The organism is Streptomyces sp. R-74717, from assembly GCF_047305335.1.
Classification (GTDB): domain Bacteria; phylum Actinomycetota; class Actinomycetes; order Streptomycetales; family Streptomycetaceae; genus Streptomyces; species Streptomyces atratus.
Window position 1 is genome coordinate 1,236,785 of the sequence record NZ_CP102361.1, and the last position, 15,742, is coordinate 1,252,526.

At 68.3% G+C, this 15,742-nt stretch carries 12 protein-coding genes; 7 read left to right on the forward strand and 5 right to left on the reverse strand.

Annotated elements, in window-relative coordinates:
* Nucleotides 1-299 precede the first annotated feature (299 nt).
* The gene (locus NRF20_RS05655) at nt 300-974 is read right to left on the reverse strand and encodes a ScbR family autoregulator-binding transcription factor (protein WP_398634701.1); all 675 of its coding nucleotides are present in this window, start codon (nt 972-974) and stop codon (nt 300-302) included.
* Nucleotides 975-1,525: 551 nt separating this feature from the next.
* Between NRF20_RS05655 and NRF20_RS05660 the strand changes: the two genes are divergently transcribed.
* Complete coding sequence (locus NRF20_RS05660; protein WP_398634702.1) at nt 1,526-2,224, forward strand: HAD family hydrolase; 699 nt, start codon at nt 1,526-1,528, stop codon at nt 2,222-2,224.
* 43 nt (nt 2,225-2,267) lie between these two features.
* Here NRF20_RS05660 and NRF20_RS05665 read toward each other — a convergent pair whose 3' ends face one another.
* Complete coding sequence (locus NRF20_RS05665; RefSeq protein ID WP_398634703.1) at nt 2,268-2,558, reverse strand: hypothetical protein; 291 nt, start codon at nt 2,556-2,558, stop codon at nt 2,268-2,270.
* A 575-nt stretch (nt 2,559-3,133) separates the two neighbouring features.
* On the opposite strand from NRF20_RS05665, the gene NRF20_RS05670 reads away from it, so the two are divergent.
* The 6 genes from NRF20_RS05670 to NRF20_RS05695 are packed head-to-tail and all read left to right on the forward strand — an operon-like array spanning nt 3,134 to nt 8,786.
* Nucleotides 3,134-3,874, forward strand: a complete 741-nt coding sequence (locus NRF20_RS05670) for a DUF1684 domain-containing protein (protein WP_413752129.1) — start codon at nt 3,134-3,136, stop codon at nt 3,872-3,874.
* Between the two features lie 47 nt (nt 3,875-3,921).
* A complete protein-coding gene (locus tag NRF20_RS05675; protein WP_398634705.1) occupies nt 3,922-5,439 on the forward strand; it encodes an ABC transporter substrate-binding protein in 1,518 nt (505 codons plus the stop codon).
* Nucleotides 5,439-6,404 carry an ABC transporter permease gene (locus NRF20_RS05680; protein WP_398634706.1) on the forward strand — a complete coding sequence of 322 codons (966 nt, stop codon included), beginning with the start codon at nt 5,439-5,441 and terminating at the stop codon, nt 6,402-6,404. The genes NRF20_RS05675 and NRF20_RS05680 overlap by 1 nt, the downstream gene beginning before the upstream one ends.
* Nucleotides 6,401-7,228 carry an ABC transporter permease gene (locus tag NRF20_RS05685; protein ID WP_398634707.1) on the forward strand — a complete coding sequence of 276 codons (828 nt, stop codon included), beginning with the start codon at nt 6,401-6,403 and terminating at the stop codon, nt 7,226-7,228. Before NRF20_RS05680 ends, NRF20_RS05685 begins: the two co-directional genes overlap by 4 nt.
* The gene (locus tag NRF20_RS05690) at nt 7,225-8,025 is read left to right on the forward strand and encodes an ATP-binding cassette domain-containing protein (protein ID WP_398634708.1); all 801 of its coding nucleotides are present in this window, start codon (nt 7,225-7,227) and stop codon (nt 8,023-8,025) included. The genes NRF20_RS05685 and NRF20_RS05690 overlap by 4 nt, the downstream gene beginning before the upstream one ends.
* A complete protein-coding gene (locus NRF20_RS05695; protein WP_413752130.1) occupies nt 8,022-8,786 on the forward strand; it encodes an ABC transporter ATP-binding protein in 765 nt (254 codons plus the stop codon). The genes NRF20_RS05690 and NRF20_RS05695 overlap by 4 nt, the downstream gene beginning before the upstream one ends.
* 77 nt (nt 8,787-8,863) lie before the next feature.
* Here the strand turns inward: NRF20_RS05695 and NRF20_RS05700 are convergent, their stop codons facing one another.
* The 3 genes from NRF20_RS05700 to NRF20_RS05710 all read right to left on the reverse strand — a co-directional run bounded on the left by NRF20_RS05700 (nt 8,864) and on the right by NRF20_RS05710 (nt 15,455).
* A complete protein-coding gene (locus NRF20_RS05700; RefSeq protein ID WP_398634710.1) occupies nt 8,864-10,084 on the reverse strand; it encodes a HupE/UreJ family protein in 1,221 nt (406 codons plus the stop codon).
* A gap of 93 nt (nt 10,085-10,177) precedes the next feature.
* Nucleotides 10,178-14,068, reverse strand: a complete 3,891-nt coding sequence (locus NRF20_RS05705; protein ID WP_413752131.1) for a metallophosphoesterase — start codon at nt 14,066-14,068, stop codon at nt 10,178-10,180.
* Between the two features lie 760 nt (nt 14,069-14,828).
* Nucleotides 14,829-15,455 (reverse strand): transglycosylase SLT domain-containing protein, encoded by a 627-nt coding sequence (locus NRF20_RS05710; protein WP_413754528.1) that lies wholly within the window; start codon nt 15,453-15,455, stop codon nt 14,829-14,831.
* Nucleotides 15,456-15,742: the final 287 nt, after the last annotated feature.

The following is a 15,742-nucleotide window of genomic DNA, read 5'->3' on the forward strand; positions in this document are numbered from 1 at the left end:
TCTGGGCTCTGGGCTCTGGGCCACGGTCGTCCTGTGGTGCAGGAGATCAAGGGGTGCAAGCGCACAGGTTCTGTTCCCCGGCGCGTATGGGCGGCGGTCGCGCAACATGGGAAATGATCGGGCCCGCTCGTTCGGCGTGCTGCGGCGCGCCGGAGGGAGTGCACCGGCTCCTACGGGGCCGCCCTGACACGGCACCTGCGGGCTGAAGGCATCTGGGTGACCGAGGTCAACCAGCCCGACAAGGCCGCCCGACGGCGCCACGGCAACCGACGCCATCTACCCCGCTGGGCGCCGGACCGTCACTCGGCCCGGGCGGGCGGGCCGTTCACGGCAAACCGTGCTCGCGCTCGTGCGATCAGGGCGGCGGGGTCGGGGCGCGCCTGCAGCGCGTTCAGGACCAGGAGCCACCACTGGTCGAGCCGGAACCCGAGTTCCTGCTCCCTTGCCACCTCGTCGGTGAGGCTGTACAGACCGAAGAGCGCGCAGACGAGTGTCGTGGCAGTGCCCGACGGCTCGATCCCCTCGGCGAGTTCACCCCTGGACCGGGCCTCGGCCAGAAGTCTCGTGACGGCCACGGTCCAGGCGGCAAACGGTGCGGGCACGGGCGCGTCGATGCCCCGGCGCTCGGCCCACAGGCGGGCGCCGGCGCGGGCTACGACGTCCTCGCGCAGGACTCTGGCGATTTCAAAGCTCAGAGCGACGAGCTTCTCAAGCGGCGGGATACCCGGGGCCGTGTAGTACCGGGCCAATTGCGGCCATGCGGCGAACTGTTCACTGACGACGGCGAGGGCGAGCTTTTCCTTGCTGGAGTAGTGAAAGTAGATGGCTCCGCTGGTCTTCCCCGAGCGGCCACTTATGTCGTTGATGCTGGTGCCTGCGTATCCCTGTTCGACAAAAAGTTGTGCTGCGGCTTCCAGTAGGGATCTCCGGGTCGCTCTCGCCCTGTCTTGCACGTATGTTCCACCTTCGTTCATTCATGCAATGAGTTTGGTACAGGGGGGTAGTGCGCCCGCGCATTGGCGGCACTGCGCAGCCGACCGCGGAGCTTTTATTATTCTTCGACCGTGCGTGCATGTGGGTGACATCGGTGAAATTTGCGACCTCATCCCGATGGCTCCGCGAACGGGACTGCCCTCATACGGTCACTACGGCACGACTTTCATCAACTGACTTCACCCGCAACGCAGTTGATCGGTCTCGTGGCACTCCACAGCCCACCTCAGGCCGTCCCGTCCCTCGCGTCTAACCTGCAACTGACCTGCCGTCAAACACTCGAAGGAGTGATTGCGTCCCTCTTCGGACAAAATTAACGTAGTGGCCACGATGTTTTCGGGCTCGACCCATGAGACGGACTATGTCCGGAGCGGTGGGCCCCACGCAGGCGGATCAACCGCCTTCGCGCGCGGTCAAGAAAGACCATTTGGCAGCCCAGGCCGAACAGTCGAGAGCATCTCTCCCGCAGTCCGACATCTCACGAACCCGACGACAGAACGGAGTCGGCAAACTCTCCGAGAACGGCAGAGATATGACAGCTCATCGCATCTTTGACTGGTCCCCGGCCGCTATCGTCTTCGATTGCGACGGAACCCTGATGGACACCGAACGCCACTGGCAGGACGCACGCAACAGAGTCTTCAGAGAGTTCGGCCTCAAGCCCCCGGCCGGATTCGCCGAGCGAGCCAAGGGCGTGCATTACACCGAGTGCGGGAGCCTCATGGCCGAGGCGACCGGAAAGCCTGACCTCACCGGCGATATGACCCATTCGCTTCTCCAGCACTTCACGGCGTTGGTCGCCGCAGACCCCGTCACCATGCCGGGCGCGGCAGCGCTGGTCCGTCTGGCCGCCCGCCATCTCCCACTCGCGGTTGCCAGCAACTGCCCCTTGGACATGGTGGAGTCCAGCCTGGACCGGGCCGGACTGCTGGGCCACTTCGGCCACATCGTCGTCGCGGGCGACACACTGCGGCCCAAGCCCTATCCGGACGTCTATGCCGCTGCGGCAGATCTCTGCGGCGTGCGCCCGCAGGACGCACTGGCGGTGGAGGATTCCGTCACCGGTATCGACTCGGCGCGAAGCGCAGGCCTGCGCGTGCTGGGGACCGGCCCCCGCCCTGCCGGACGGGGTGCGGACCGGGTCGATTTATGGGTCAACACCCTGGGTGACCCGGAGCTGATGGCCTGGGCCAACACCCGGATCGGCATGGCAGGGCCACCCCTCGAATGACGTGCCGGGCACCTCATTCGAGGTCTGCGCGCACGCTCTCCACCTACCGGCAGCTGTCCGCACGTGCGTGGATGCGCCGGTGCGAACACAGGTCGACCTGGCGCTCACGCCGGTAGCCCCGCGCCGCCGGCGCACCGGCGATCCTGACGTACGTTACGCCGAGTGCGGGCGTGAACTCCTCGTCCAGGCACCACGCCTGGCGACCGTCGTCGTCGCGGTGGGCTCCGGTGGAACCATGGCCGGCCCGATCGCGGCGGTCGAGGACGGCGACGTGGTACCCGGGCAACGCACGGTCTTCCTGCATTCGGGCGGCGTGCCCGGTCTCCTCGGTCATGCGGCAACGCTCGCTAAACCGGAGGAGGCGCTGACGCTCTCGGCTCCGCAGGCGGCAGGTCACGCTCGCGTCGCCACGGGCCGCGACGGCATCGGGAACCGGCTGTCCGTCCCTCCGCGAGGCGGGCCTTCCTGCGCACCGGTCAAGCTGCGCTCCAGCTCCTTCGCGACGATGCCGGAATCGGCCTTGCCCCTGGCGTCATGGCCGCCGACGTGGCTGCCGGTTCGTCGTCCTGGAAGATCTCGCGCCAGTGCACCGGGGCCGAGCCCGGCAGGAAGGTTATGAAGTCGCTCGTGGGTGCGCCGTGCTCCACCAGCTGAGCTCCGTCTGCACACGAAGGAGGGCGAGCGCCCGGCGGGCCCCTCCGGCGCAGGCCGAGGCCCGGCTTCACACGGCTCGGCCGAGTGCTGCCGCCTGGCCACGGGCGGCCGGCTCGGGCCACCGGCTCCGCCCCGGTCTCACTATTCAGCCAAACTTGACATTAGCTTGCCTTATGAAAGATAAAGAAGGTCCTTTGGGCTGAAATTCACGCAGCGTGACATTCGAGGCGTGGCAGCCGACGAACGTCTACGTGAATGAGTAATGCCGTGTCCCACGCCGCCGTAGTCCCCGACCAGCCGTCCGACCCCGCCGGGGACTGGGAGGCATGGCGCGCCGAGCGGCGGCGCTCTGTCACCTCGGCCGCCGGGAATCTCGCCCTCGTCGAGACCCGCTGGGCCCCGGCCGGCGAGCGCCCCGACCTCGATGCGGCACGTTCCGGACAGCCGGATTCTGTGACCGTCACCACAGTGGAGCGCACCGACTTCGTCACCGGCGAGCCCGAGTACGGTCTCCGTTTCTGGGACGCGCAGTCCCCCGCGATCCAGAACTTCGATCGCACCGATGTCTTCCCGTACGACCCGGCCTGGGTGCTGGAGGCCTCGTACACCCCGGTGTCGGGTGCCAGGCGGGTCGGATTCGAGCACATCCGGGACAACGGCGGCAGCCGTGACCTCGTCGTGCCGGGCGACATCGAGCTCACCCTGGACGGCCGGGAGTACACACTGAGCGCCTTCGACGACGACGGCACCCTGCTGCTCGTCTTCGGCGACCCCACCAACGGCGACACCACCTACGGTGCCGGGCGCTTCCTCTTCGTCACCCACACCGGCGAAGGCCGCGTCCTGCTCGACTTCAACCGTGCCTTCGTGCCGCCCTGCGGATTCTCCGACCAGTACAACTGTCCGATGCCGCCGCGACAGAACCGTTTCCACCTGCCCGTAGAGGCCGGAGAGAAGCGGCCCGTCTTCCGCGACGGCTTCCCCGCGCAGCACTGATCGCCCCCGCACTCCCCCGCCTCGCAGCACGAAAGCGCGTACTCCTCATGAGCATCAAGAAGACTTCCCTGTACGGCGGAGCCACCGCCGCCGCCCTTGCCCTGACCCTCACAGCCTGCGGCGGGGGCTCCAACGCGGGCGGCGCCGCCGGAGGGGCGCACGACAAGAACGCCACAGTCAACATCGGTTCGCTCTACGAGCCGCAGAATCTCGACAACACCGCAGGCGGCGGCCAGGGCGTCACCGAGGCACTCAACGGCAACGTGTACGAAGGGCTGTTCAAGCTCACCGACAACGGCAAGGTCGAGAATCTGCTCGCCCAGGACTACAAGGTCAGCAGCGACGGACTCACGTACACCTTCACCCTGCGCGACGGTGTGAAGTTCCACAGCGGCAAGAAGCTCACCGGCCAGGACGTCAAGTACAGCCTCGAAAAGGTGATCGCGAAGGACTCGCAGTCCGCGCGCAAGAGCAATCTCGAGGTCATCAAATCCGTCGAGACGCCTGATCCGCGCACGGTGGAGGTCCAGCTGTCGAAGAAGTCGATCTCCTTCGTCTACAACCTCTCCTACGTGTGGATCATCAACTCCGAAGCGAAGGGCCTCAAGACGACCGAGGACGGCACCGGCCCGTACACGCTGGACAAGTGGACCCGCGGCTCCGCTCTCAGCCTCGCCCGGTTCGCCGGCTACTGGGGCGACGCGGCCGCCAACAAGCAGGTCGTCTTCCACTACTACAAGGACGCCACGGCGCTGAACAACGCGCTGCTCACCAACGCAGTGGATGTCGTCACGAGCGAGCAGTCGCCCGACGCCCTCGACCAGTTCAAGAGCAACCAGAACTACAAGGTCAACGACGGCAACTCGACGACCAAGCTGCTGCTCGCCTTCAACGACAAGGCCAAGCCCTTCACGGACGTCAAGGTCCGCCAGGCCGTCTCCGCCGCCATCGACGACAAGAAGCTGCTGGAGTCGGTCTGGGGCGGCTACGGCAAGCCCATCGGCTCCATGGTGCCGCCCACCGACCCGTGGTACGAGGATCTCACCGAGGTCAACGCGTACGACACCGCGCGCGCCAAGAAGCTGCTCGCCGAGGCCGGGTACGAGAACGGCTTCAGCTTCACCCTCGACACCCCGAACTACGACCCGCACCCGACCGCCGCGACCTTCATCAAGTCGCAGCTCGCCAAGGTCGGCATCACCGTCGAGATCAACACGATCACGCCGGACGAGTGGTACACGAAGGTCTACAAGAACCACGACTTCACGGCGACGCTCCAGGAACACGTCAATGACCGCGACCTGGTCTGGTACGGCAACCCCGACTTCTACTGGGGCTACGACAACAAACAGGTCACCCAGTGGGTCGAGGAGGCCGAGCAGGCGTCCAGCACCTCCGAGCAGACCGAACTCCTGAAGAAGGTCAACCGCAAGACCGCCGAGGACGCGGCCAGCGACTGGCTGTACCTGTACCCGCAGATCGTCGTGGCCGGCAGCAAGTTGTCCGGCTACCCGGTCAATGGCCTCAACTCCCAGTTCTTCGCCTACGACATCAAGAAGGGCTGATGGGCCGGTATCTCCTGCGCCGTCTCGCCTTCCTGCTGGTGTCGCTGGCGCTCGCGAGCGTGGTCCTGTTCGCCCTGCTGCGGATGCTGCCGGGCGACCCCGCCAACGCGCTCACCTCAGTGGGCGCCAGCCCCGAGCAGATTGCGGCCGCCCGGCACTCCATCGGCTCCGACAAGCCGCTGCCCGAACAGTTCATCCACTGGATCGGGCAGTTGGCGAGCGGTGACCTCGGTACGTCGTTCGTGAGCTCGCTGCCGGTCGGGCCCGAGATCGCCTCCCGGCTGAACGTCACCATCCCGCTCACACTGGCCGCGTTCGTCCTGGCGGTGCTCATCGCCGTTCCGGTCGGCTTCCTGGCCGCGCACCGGCGCCGGACCTGGTACGGCGCGCTGCTCAACGGAGTGTCCCAACTGGGCATCGCCGTCCCCGTGTTCTGGCTCGGCATGATCCTCATAGCCGTCTTCGCCCTGAACGCCGGCTGGCTTCCCGCGGGCGGCTTCCCGCAGGACGGCTGGTCGCAGCCGGCCGAGGCGATCCGCTCACTCGCCCTGCCCGTCATCACCATCGCGCTCGTGATGAGCGCCTCGCTGATCCGCTACGTCAGGTCGGCCGCACTCGACGTACTGGGCAGCGACTACCTGCGCACCGCGCGAGCCATGGGCTCGTCGTTCGGACAGGCCATGTGGCGGCATGGGCTGCGCAACGCCTCCGTACCGGTGATCTCGATCCTCGGCATCGAGCTGGCGTCCACACTGCTGGGCGCGGTGGTCGTGGAGTCCGTCTATGCGCTCCCGGGCCTCGGCTCCCTGCTCGCGACCGGCATCGCGCAGCACGACTATCCGGTGATCCAGGGCGTGCTGTTCGTCTCCACGCTCGCAGTGCTGATCATCGGCTTCGCGGCCGACTTCGCACAGCGGATCATCGATCCGCGGCTGCGCGGCAGGCTCTCGGGAGGTGCCCGATGAAGCAGTCGGCGAAGCGCTCGTACACGTTGACCGTCGGATGCGTCCTGGCCGGCCTGATCGCCGTGCTTGCGCTGGTCTCGCTCTTCTGGCTCCCGTACGCCGCCGACGACACCTCCGGCGGCCGGCTCACGGGCCCCGGCGCGGGCCACCTCCTCGGCACCGACAAACTCGGCCGCGATCTGTTCACCCAGCTGATGACCGGCTCCCGCATCGCCTTCGAAGCGGGCCTGGGATCGGTCCTCATCGCGGCCGCCCTCGGTGGCACGCTGGGTGTGCTGGCCGCGTTCGCGCAGGGCTGGCTCGACGACACGCTCTCCGCGTTCCTCGACATCCTGATCGCCTTCCCGACGCTGCTGCTGGCCATGCTCATCGTCGCCGCCCGCTCGGCCACGCTGGGGTCCGCCGTGCTGGCGATCGGCCTCGCGCAGAGCGCGGTCGTGGCACGGCTGGTGCGGATCCTGGTCAAGCGGGTCCTGGCGCAGGACTACATCACGGCCGCACGCACCTCGGGCACGTCGTGGCCGCGGATCGTGGCCGGGCACGTACTGCCCAACATCTGGCCGACGCTCGTGGTGAACCTGGCCCTCCAGTTCGGGCTCGCGGTGCTGGCCGAGGCCGGCCTGTCCTACCTGGGTCTGGGAGCGCCGCCGCCCAACGCCTCGTGGGGCCGCATGCTCCAGGAGGCGCAGGCCACCTTCACCACGGCCCCGGCAGGCGCGCTGGCCCCCGGCATCCTTCTCGTCCTGCTCGTCATCGGCGTGAACCTCATCGCCGACGGACTGCGCGACACCCTCGACCCTGCGGCCCGGCGGAGGCGCGCGTGAACATTCTCGACGTACGCGACCTCACGATCCGTACGGCCGACGGGCGCATCCTCGTCGACCGCCTCTCGCTGACCATGTCCCCCGGCGAACGCCTGGGCCTCATCGGAGAGTCGGGCTCCGGGAAGTCGCTGACCACCCTCGCCGTGCTCGGCCTGCTGCCCGACGGGATGACGGTCACCGGCAGCGCCGAGCTCGCCGGCACCCAGATCGTGGGCGCGAGCGAGAAACAGCTCACGGGTGTGCGCGGCCAGGACGCCGCCATCGTCTTCCAGGAGCCACTCACCGCGCTCGACCCGCTGATGCGCGTCGGCAGGCAGATCGCCGAACCGCTGAGCAGAAGGCGAGGGCTGAAGGGCGCCGAACTGAAGCGGGCTGTCGTAGCAGCTCTGGAGCAAGTGCGGCTGCCCGAGCCCGACCGCATCGCCCGCGCCTTTCCGCACGAGATCTCCGGCGGACAGCGCCAGCGCGTCGCACTCGCCATGGCGCTGGCCTGCGACCCGAAGCTGCTCATCGCGGACGAGCCGACCACCGCCCTCGACGTCACCGTGCAGTCCGACATGCTCGACCTGCTGGACACCCTCGTACGGGAACGGGACATGGCCGTCCTCTTCGTCAGCCACGACCTCGCGGTCGTCGCGAAGGTCACCGATCGCGTTCTGGTCATGAAGGACGGCCGCGCCGTCGAGGAGGGCGACGTCCGCGAGATCGTGCGCACCCCGCGTGAGGAGTACACCAAGGCGCTGGTGCAAAGCGCGCGGCAGCTGGAATCAGCCCTGGACCTGAGGAGCGCGCGATGACGCCCGTACTGGAACTGAACAAGGCCTCCTTCAGCTACCGAGGACACGTCGCGCCCGTCGTCGAGGACATCTCCCTCACCGTCGAGACCGGGCAGAGCCTCGCCCTCGTCGGCGAATCGGGCGCGGGCAAGACGACTCTGCTGCGGCTGCTGCTCGGGCTCGCCCGGGCAACCACCGGCACCGTCCGGTTCGACGGCGAAGAGCTGAAACCGCGCAACAGCGAGCAGATGCGACGTTTCAGGCGCAGTGTGCAGTGCGTCTTCCAGGACCCGTACTCGTCGCTGGACCCGCGTCAGCGCATCGGCGGCATCGTGTCCGAACCACTGCGCTCCCTCGGCATCGACAGCCGGAGCACGGCCGGGCCCAAGGTGGCCGACGCCCTGGAGCGGGTCGGTCTCCCGGCCGACGCCGCTGAGCGCTATCCGCACGAGTTCTCCGGCGGCCAGCGCCAGCGCATCGCGATTGCCCGCGCGACCGTGTGCGACCCACGAGTGCTGCTCGCCGACGAGCCCGTCAGCGCGCTCGACGTCACCACTCGCGTCAAGGTCGTCGATCTGCTCAACGAGTTGAAGCAGGATCAGGGCCTGACTCTCGTCATGGTCTCCCACGACCTGTCGGTGGTCGCCTCGCTGTGCGAACGCACCGCCGTCCTGGAGAGCGGCCACGTCGTCGAACAGGGCAAGACCGCACAGGTGCTGGGCGCTCCCGCGCACCCGTACACGCGACGCCTCGTCGAAAGCGTGCCGCGGCTGCCCGCTTGACCGGTGGATGCGTGCCTCCGGCGACTCGATCACTTCGATGTCCCGGTCCAACGGCGCTCGTGATCAATACACCCAGGTCACGCCGTGACTGCTACCCGGTCCCAGACCCAGTACAGACTGACGATCACGATGGGCGCGGTCATCGCGGGCAGAGCCCAGCGGTGTGCGGGAGTCCGGCGAAGGAGGGCCAGCAGCGGGAACACTGCGGCGATGATGCCCAACTGCACCGCCTCGATGCCGACGTTGAAGCTCAGCAGCGACAGCAGCAGCTCCCAGGACCAGCTCTCGTCGATGCCGAGCGCGCCCGCGAAGCCCAGACCATGGACGAGGCCGAACAGGAAGACGGCCGGCAGCCGCCAGCGTCCGCTCCCCTCCCGGTCGCGAAGGACGACGCCCGCGAGCGCCACGACGGCGATGGAGGCCGCGATGACCGGCTCCACGACCGAGCCCGGCACGTTCACCACGCCCGTGGCCGCCAGCAGGAACGTGACGCTGTGCGCGACCGTGAAGGCGGTCGCCGTGAGGACGACGTCGCGCAGGCCGCGGGCGCCGATGAGCAGCGACAGCAGGAAGAGGATGTGGTCCAGACCGAACAGCAGGTGTTCGGTGCCGAGCAGGAAGAACTCCACGATCTGGTGCGACTCGTGGTGTCCGCCGGTCTCCACGGCCGGTTCGGCGGCGGACAGCACCTGGGAGCCCCGCTGCCCGTCGATGTCGTAGTGGACGATCGTCTCCGTGCTGTGGACGAAGCTCTCTGCGTCGGGGAACAGGGCGCTGGAGATGGTGTAGGTACCGTCGGCGCCGCCCGCGCAGTCATAGGCCAGGGTGAGGACGGCGAACGGCCGGGTGCCGCGGGTGCGGACGTCCGCGTCGCCGACGCGGCGGGGGGTGCAGGAGGTGCCGTCGCGGGTGACGGCGAAGCGTCCGGTGACGTACTCGGTCACCGCTTCGGCATGGGTGTCGAGCTGATGCAGCTGCTCCGCGCGGTCCTTCGCCTCGTACGCCTCGGCGTACAGCCAGGCCGACTTCATGAGCAGGTCGTATTCGAGGTCGAGGGTCGCCTCGACGCGGGCTCCGGTGCCCTCCACCTCGACGTACGCGGTCGAGGTCGCGTCGTGCGCGGCGGCGGGGGCCGGGTGGGCGAGGCCGGCGACGAGCACGGCCACCACGGCCGCGACGGTGGCGAGGAGGGCGGCGAGCAGCCGGCGCTGCCGGAGCCGGGACAGCCAGGAGGAGGGCAGGGGCGCCGGCAGGGGCAGGGGGGCGGGGCGCATGGAGTTCTCGGTTCTCGTTGTCAAGGGCCGGGCAGTGGTGGGCCCGCCGTACCGGACCGCTCGGGTCCGGTACGGCGGGCGTGGGTGCCGAACAGGTGCTACCGACGGGTCAACCGGTCACCGCCGGTCGGCGGACGACGTGAACCACGGGTAGGCGGGCACGTCCGGTCCCCAGGTGCCGGGCCGGCCATGGGCGTCCTTGGTCACGAAGGCGCTCGGCGCGGAGGCGGTCACGCCGCCGCCGGTGGAGCGCGCCGTGACGAACCACGCGTGGGTCGTGCCGGGCTTGAGTCCCTTCCAGGTCACCGAGGCGACCTCACCGGAGCCGGCCTTTGTCTTCCCGATGACGCTCACGGGGTTGTAGAGCGCCAGCGAGTCGGTCTTGAAGGTCGTCTTGCGGGTGCTGAGGTCGATCGGGAGGACCATGTTGTCCTCGGTGCCGTCGTAACGGTGGTTCGTGTCGTACTCGGTGGCGCCGAACTCGTCGAGCAGCGGGGAGTAGGTGTCCACGGTCAGCTCGGACCGGTCGACGTCGAACTGGAGCATGCGGAAGAAGCTCGCGCCGAACTGCAGCTGGTCGTCGGGCCGGTAGCCGCCGATCTCGGTGAGCCCGAGCCGGTCCGCGGACACCGTGTAGAACTGGTAGTCCGCGAGCAGCTCGACGACGTCGTGACCGACCTCGCCGACCCTCGGCTTCACGTTGGTGCCGACGCCGTGCTCATGACCGGCGAGGATCAGGAACACGTTGGGGTTGTCCTGGACCACCGTCTTGTACAGCATCGAGCCGTCCGGCGCGGAGAACTTGGCGCCACGTCCATCGGGGTTGCTGCTCGGGGCGAGGTAGTCGTGCGAGAGCAGGATGCCGTTGCGGTCGGGGTAGCGTTTGAAGACGGAGTCGGCCCATTCGGCTTCCTCGCGCGTCACCCCGTAGGACAGGCCGACCACGACGAAGTCGAGGCCGCCGGCGGAGAACAGGTCGTAGTGGTTCTGGTTGTCGCCCTCGCGCCAGGGGCCTCCGTACTCGGCGTGCTCCCAGCCCTTCGAGAGCGCCTGGTAGCGCTCGGGCCCGTAGTACTGGTTGTAGATCGCGTCCGGACCGTTCTCGGTGCCGGACTGGTTGTCGTGGTTGCCCGCGATCACACCGTTCGGCACACCCGCGTCGTCCAGGATCTTCTGCTGCTTCGACGACACCTCCAGCTCGCCGGTGACCTGGCGCCGGGTGGCTTCGTCGACGGGCTTGCGGATGTTGTTCTCGATGATGTCGCCGGTGTGGGCGACGTACGCGATCTTGCGCTCGTCCTTGTTGTCCGCGATCCAGCGTGAGACGTCGCCGTACGCCTTCTCCCAGACCGCGCGTTCCTCGGGCGTCTCCTGCTCCACCGCGCCCTCGGAGAGGTACTGCGTGTCGGTGTAGTGGACGATCGAGAAGTCGTACGAGTCGGGGTCGGCGAACCCCTTCGGGTCACCGGCGTCGATGTCGTCGGCGAACGGGTCCTCGCCGGTCACCATGACGTGGACCTGCTGCCGGTCGATGTATTTCCGGTCGACGACGGCGGTCAGGACGGTGTCGCCGTCGGCGGCTCCGCGAGCGCTGGTCAGAACATCCCACTGCTTCGTCCCGGTGTTCCACACGCGCAGCGCGGCGAGCCGCTCGGGGTCGATGACGCCCTCCCAGCGCAGCACCGGCGCGTCGACATGGCCCTTCACCTGGACGTCGAACCGCTGGTACGTGACGTCCTCGGCGGCCGGCGCGTCCAGCGTCCTGCCGTCGGCGGGTGCGAGGCCGTCGGCCTTCACCTTCTTCTCGCCCTTGACCTTGAGCGTCGTGGGAACGGATGTGGCCGTTCCCATGTACACCTGGTCGGGGGTGAGGATCTCGGCCTCGGAGAAGGTGGCGCTCACCGTGCCGCCGTCGGGCTCGGCCACCTTCGCCGACAGTTTGACATTGCTGTCCGCGTCGGTCGTGCCGGACTTCGGAGTGAGGTCGGCGGGGGTGTCCGGGATGCCGGCGGAGGTGAACTTCACCTCGCGGGTGCCGCTGTTGCCGACGCCGTCGGTGCCGGACACCGACAGCGTGTGCTCGCCGGCGGACAGACCGGGGCCCACGGAGGCGCCGAGCTGGATCGGTTTGCCGTCGAGCTTCACGTCCGGGCCGTCCACCACGCCGGAGAGGTCCCCCAGCCGGACGTCGAGGACGACCGACGCGGTGATCCTCTGACCGGCGGCGGGGGTGCTGGCAGAAACCTGGGGCGCCGAGTTGTCGGTGACCAGGACGCGGGTCGCGGTCCTGCCGGTCTTCGAGGTCGCGGCCAGGGTGTGCTTTCCGTCGTCGGTCTTCGTGGTGTCGAGGTCTGCGCGGAGTCCCTGGGCCGGGCCCTCGACGAAGAACTCGAGGTCGATCTCGGTCAGCGGGTTGACGTTGTCGCCGCAGTTGCCGTCGCCGAAGCTGTACGAGCCCTTGACCATCCGGCCGGTGGCGGTGCCGTTCGCCGGGGTGAGGGTGATGTCGGAGACGGCGAAGTCGTCGCGGTTGTCCTCGCACGAGGTCGGAAACGTACCGGTGACGAAGTCGACCGTGTTCCAGCCGGGGACCAGCCACTCGTTCGGGAAGGTCAGGCCGACGTGCTGACTGACGAAGTCGCTGTCGATCACGTGCTTCTGACCGTTCACCAGGATGTGGCTCTGGTAGCGGGCCTCGATCGAGTTGCTGCCCACGGTGAAGCCGAGGGTCGCGTTGCCGGATCCGAGGGTGTCGGAGACTCGCACGGCCGGGGCATCGATCGTGTAGTGCAGTTCCACTTCGCGCAGGCGGGTGTCGCTGTTGCCGCAGGTGCCGTCGCCCATGGCGTACGAGTCCGCGATGTCCTGGCCCGTGACAGTCGCGCCGTCGAGGGTGAGGGCGAGCCGCGCGATGTCGAAGTCGTCGCGGTTGTTGCCGCAGCTCTCCTTGTACGAGCTGGTGACGACGGTGATGGTGTTGTCACCGGGCACCATGTGGCGCGCCGGGATCGCTATGTCGACCCGCTGACTCACCCAGGTGCCGCCCAGGTCGATGCGCTTGCCGTTGACGAGCAGGTAGTTGTCGTTCCGGTCGTCGATCGAGTTCGACCCGACGTCGAAGGAGAAGGTCGCCGCGCCGTTGCCGAGGTGCGGATCGGTGACGGGCGTGTCACCGTCCACGGTCAGCGACTCGACGTCGCCCTCGGCGCCCGCCGGGAAGTTCGCGAACACCGGTTGCCGGCCCCTCACCAGCGTGCCGTCCTTGGGCAGCAGCCGGGGGGCGCCCGCCGGGGCGTTGTTCACCGTCACGGTGTTCTTGACGGTCTTGCCCGAGACGGTCCTCGCGGTGAGGGCGTGCTCGCCGTTGGCGAACTTCGTGGTGTCCAGGTCGGCTTGAAGGCCGGTGGTGCCCTGCGGGTCGCCCAGTACGAAGAAGCTGAGCGTGGCCTTCGTCAGCAGCGAGGTGTTGGAACCGCAGCTGCCGTCGCCGAAGGAGTACGTGTACTCGTTCTCCTCGCCGTCCGCGACCTCGCCGAGCAGGTCGAGGCTGATGTCGGACAGCACGAAGTCGTCGTGGTTGGTGCCGCACGAGCTGTCGACCGCGCCGGCCAGGATCTCGATCTTGTTCTCGCCCTTGACCAGGTGCTGGTTCGGGATCTCGATCGTGCCCCGCTCGTTGACGAGGTCGCCGATCTCGGCCCTGTACTCGCCGTTGACCAGCACGTAGTTGTGGTAGCGGGCCTCCGTCGAGTTCGACCCGACGTCGAAGCTGAGCCGGGACACCCCGACCGTCCGCTCGGCGTCGATCGCCTTCCCGTCGACCGCGAGCCCCGTCACGGAGTCACCGGCGAGCGTCGGCGTGGCCGCGGCCTTCTCCGTGCCCTCCAGATACGCCCCGTCGCCCGGGGTGAGGACAGGCAGACTCGTGCCGTCCGCCGACCCGCTCTGCCCCGGTGTGCGCTGCTCCGAACCCGTATCGGCGTACGCCGTCGTCAGGTTGCCGCTCACGAGGAGCAGCGTGGTGAGAGCCACCCCCGCGAGCCGTCGTCCGCCCGATCTGCCACCCGGCCGTGTTCGCCGCTCTGCTGGCCGCATCAGCAGCCGTCCTTCCTGATCGCTGCAAGGTGAAGGGCACGCCGTGAAGATGCCCGACATGCCCATGGCGAATCCTGGGCAGCGCAGGTGAACGGAGTTGAATCACCTGTGAACCATCAGCGGAAGGATCCCCGTCCACGGCCACGGCCACGGCCGGAGCAACTGCACGAGCATCGGTCCCAGGGCATACCCCATGCGGCGAGCCCAGAGTTCGTCCGCAGCCGGGACGGCTTCGGCCCGTTGAATCCCCAGCCCCGTCCCGGGCGGCTCACCGCGTGCGCAATCGATGTGCGGGAGTCCGCTGAGATGTCCCTCGCGGGAGACCTGTCGTCATCCTTCGGGGGCTTTCCCGATCACCTGTACGCGCCGTGCGGCCGCTGTTGATCCTCGACGCGGAAGGATCAGCGCCATGAGCATTCCCACCCCGAACGTCAGATGTGTTCACCCGTCGCACGCTCGCCGCCTCCCGGCATCCGAACACCGTTGCACCGGCCGGCGGCGACGGGCCGCGTCCGCACCGACGCCCGGCGGTTGGCAGCCGGAAGAACCGAGGGGTTGCTGCATCGGGCCCCGCCGGGCGGTCTGCCACACCAGTTGCCGAAGGACCGGCATGGGCAGCGGTATTGCTGCCTGTGCCGGTCCTGGCTCGCGAGGTGGGTGCTGAGTCTGTGGCTCAGTAGGCGGAGTTGACGTTGTCGATCGACCCGTAGCGGTGGGCGGCGTAGTTGGCGGCCGCGGTGATGTTGGCGACGGGGTTGGTGAGGTCGTGCGCGGTGCCGGCGACGTGGTAGGCGTTGAAGGTCGGCTGGATGACCTGGAGCAGACCCTTGGAGGGTATGCCGTTGCGCGCGTTGACGTCCCAGTTGTTCTGGGCGTTGGGGTTGCCGCTCGACTCGCGCATGATGTTGCGGTGCAGGCCCTCGTAGGTGCCGGGGATGCCCTTGGCCTTCATGATGGCCAGCGACTCCTTGATCCAGCCGTCGAGGTTGTTGGCGTAGCCCCTGCCGGCCGGTGCGCCCTGGGCGCCGTCCGCGGAGGCCTTGACCACGGAGACGCTCGCCGGTGCCGCCTCGGCCGCCTGCGCGGATGTCGACGTCAGCGTGAGGGCGGCGGCCGCGGCACCGAGGGTGGCGATGCCCGCGACGGACATGGTGCGGAAGCGGGCGATGCGGCTGGTGCGGGTCTGCATGTGCGTGGTCATACGGAAGGAACTCTCCAAATGGGGGACGTCACGGTGTTGCCGACCGGTTGCGGTGGCTCGCGGGGCAGTGCCCCGCGCTGCGGGCCGGAGCGAACGGATCCGAAGGAATCCACCCGGCCCTGTCGCGGCTTCCCGCAACGACAGCCATGGTTAGCGACGTGCACGGCGGAACGCAATGATGTGACGTACTACCCAACATCGGACAAATGTCCGAAATGACACGTTCTATGGCGCTTACGCACTGTTCGGGCGACCCCCGGCCCTACTACCCGCCTTAGGATGTGACACAGCTCCTATGGGTGGCATCACATCCACGACACCAAAACGGCGGCCTCGACGGGGGCGAGCGGGACAGCGAGGCGTCCGACCGGATGGGACCCGGACCG